Source organism: Albidovulum sp., from assembly GCF_049646345.1.
GTDB lineage: Bacteria > Pseudomonadota > Alphaproteobacteria > Rhodobacterales > Rhodobacteraceae > Albidovulum.
In genome coordinates this window covers 1-2,351 of record NZ_JBARVQ010000453.1, presented here as the reverse complement: position 1 = coordinate 2,351, position 2,351 = coordinate 1, and the positions used below count along the sequence as shown (strand labels likewise).

Genomic DNA, 2,351 nt, shown 5'->3' with positions numbered 1-2,351 from the left:
CGACGGTGTGCCGCCGGTTCCGGAACTGTGCCTGACCTTGCGCGATCCCGATGGGACCCTGGCCGCGGTGATCCGGTTCTGGCCGGTTCTGGTGGGCGGGCGGAAGGTGCTGCTGCTTGGCCCCATCGCGGTGCACCCGACGCGGCAGGGCGAGGGGTTGGGCGGCATTCTGATGCATGAAAGTCTGGCCGAAGCGGCGCGTCTGGGATGGGAAAGGGTGCTGCTGGTCGGCGATCATCCCTATTACCGCAAATTCGGCTTCCGCAAGCTGACGGGGGTCGAGATGCCGCCGCCGACAAACCCCGAACGGGTGCTGGGGCTGGCCTTGCATCCCGGCGCATGGGACGGGGTTTCGGGGGCCGTGACCAAGGCGATGGATTGAAGCCGGGCCCGTGGCTTCATATCTATAGGCCATGGAAAACGATCCGAACCTTCCGGTTCCGGCTGTTCTGGATGGCGTGCCGGTTCTGACACTCCCGCCCGATGCTCTTGTGGAGCTGTCGGCGCTGGCCCTGCGCCTGAAACGGGCCAACGGACCGGTGATGCGGGTGATGAACGCCGTCGGTGGCAAGGTCGAGGCGCGGCTTTCCGGCCTGCCGAGCGGCGTGAAGCGGTTGATCGAGACCGGAACGGCGGAAATCCTTGAAGGTGCCTATTGGGCGGCGGGCAAGGTTGGCGCGCATCCCGCGCTGCCCGAGACCGGCGATTGGGGCCACCGGGTTGCCGCCGTGACCGGCGGCGCCTTGGGCGGGTTCGGCGGCATTGGTTCGGCCATGGTCGAACTGCCCGCCACGGTCGCGGTGTTTTTTGGCGCGATGCAGAAAGTGGCGGGCGAATACGGCTTCGATCCCGGCGCGGAAGAGACGCGGCTGACCTGTCTTGAGATTTTCGGGGCGGGCGGGCCGCTGGCGGGCGATGACGGGGTCGATACCTCGTTCCTTGGCACAAGGCTTGCCGTCAACGGGGCGACCTTGCAGGCGCTGATCCAGCAGGTGGCACCCGCCCTCACCATTGTCCTTGGCCGCAAGCTCGCCAGCCAGTCGGTGCCGGTTCTGGGCTCGGCTGCGGGGGCGGGCATCAACCTCGCCTTCCTGTCCTATTACCGCGACATGGCGCATGTCCGCTTTGGCCTCAAGCGGCTGGCGGGGCGCTACGGGGACGAGACGATTGAGGTCGAGTTCCGCCAAAGCCTGATCCGGCTGGGTCTGGACGACTGACGGGTTTCCACCGAAATGTGATGTGATCTGGCCCCTGACCAGCTTGACCGGGCGGGGTCCGGTTCGGATATGCGGTTACAGACCCTGAAGCGTTGCAGGCCGAGATGATCAAACCCGCCAATATCACCTTTGCCCGGCTGCCCGAGATCGCGCCGGAAAAGATCATTGCACATATGTCCGACCCGCGCATGGCCGAGCATATGCCGCTTCTGACCTTCACCTGGGACCGCGCGCGGCTGGACGCTTTCGTGGCCGCGAAGGAGGCGTGCTGGCAGCGGGACGGGCTGGGCCATTGGGCCTTTCTGGCCGATGGTGCTTATGTTGGCTGGGGCGGGTTCCAGAAGGAAGGCGCGGAATGGGATTTCGGATTGGTGCTGCGACCGCAGAATTTCGGGCTGGGGATGCGGATCGCGAAACAGGCGCTGGACTTTGCCCGAGCAGATGCGCGCATTCCCTATGTCACTTTTCTGCTGCCCCCCACACGCCGAAAGTTTGGCGCGCTGGCGCGGCTGGGTGCGCGTGCCATGGACGATGTCGATTACGCAGGAGAGCGCTTCCTGAAATACCGTCTCGACACGAATTGAACTGCCGTCGTCAAGATGATCTGCGCCCGGAACCAAGCTATAGGCACCGCGAGGGCGCAGTGCCCTTTGCTTGCCCGCCCGCGCCGGTCTTTGGCGGCAACCTTCGGACGATCTGCAAAACAATCGGGATGGTCCGGGATGGGCCGTTCGCTCCGCCGGACTTAGCTTTCCGTCATCGGTCGGGCAATCGGGCCCACCTCAACGGAAAGGACTACCCCATGCCCATCGGCTTTGTCACCAAGACCATCCATTCCTGGCTCGACTATCCGGTCGCCGCCGCACTCATCGTCCTGCCCTTCGTGCTGGGGTTGGGGGAAAGCAATCCCGCCGCACTCTGGCTGTCGGTCGCGACCGGTGTCGCCGCCCTGATCCTGACGATCCTCACCGATCACCAGACCGGCCTGATCAGGATACTGCCCTACAGGCTGCATATGGCGGTCGACCTTGCGGTCGGGTTGAGCTTCCTCGCCGCGCCGTTCGTCTTCGGGTTTTCCGGGATCGACGCGGCGTTCTATTGGCTGAATGGGGCAGCGGTCGTCACGGTGATTGG

4 protein-coding genes are annotated in these 2,351 nt (G+C 64.9%); all 4 read left to right on the top strand.

Annotation, left to right across the window (positions count from 1 at the left end; all coding sequences use genetic code 11):
• Positions 1 to 382 (top strand): GNAT family N-acetyltransferase (locus tag WBB85_RS11330; RefSeq protein ID WP_432638722.1); only part of this gene is annotated, 382 nt, incomplete at its 5' end.
• A gap of 31 nt (positions 383 to 413) precedes the next feature.
• Positions 414 to 1,217 carry an EcsC family protein gene (locus WBB85_RS11325; RefSeq protein ID WP_432638721.1) on the top strand — a complete coding sequence of 268 codons (804 nt, stop codon included), beginning with the start codon at positions 414 to 416 and terminating at the stop codon, positions 1,215 to 1,217.
• Positions 1,218 to 1,321: 104 nt separating this feature from the next.
• Complete coding sequence (locus WBB85_RS11320; RefSeq protein WP_432638720.1) at positions 1,322 to 1,801, top strand: GNAT family N-acetyltransferase; 480 nt, start codon at positions 1,322 to 1,324, stop codon at positions 1,799 to 1,801.
• A gap of 218 nt (positions 1,802 to 2,019) precedes the next feature.
• A partial coding sequence (locus WBB85_RS11315) for an SPW repeat domain-containing protein (RefSeq protein ID WP_432638719.1) occupies positions 2,020 to 2,351 on the top strand: 332 nt, incomplete at its 3' end.

What these genes read in the sequence shown, in the direction of transcription:
- WBB85_RS11325 (WP_432638721.1), top strand. Translation starts at nt 414, where the DNA reads ATGGAAAACGATCCGAACCTTCCGGTTCCGGCTGTTCTGGATGGCGTG.
- WBB85_RS11320 (WP_432638720.1), top strand. Translation starts at nt 1,322, where the DNA reads ATGATCAAACCCGCCAATATCACCTTTGCCCGGCTGCCCGAGATCGCG.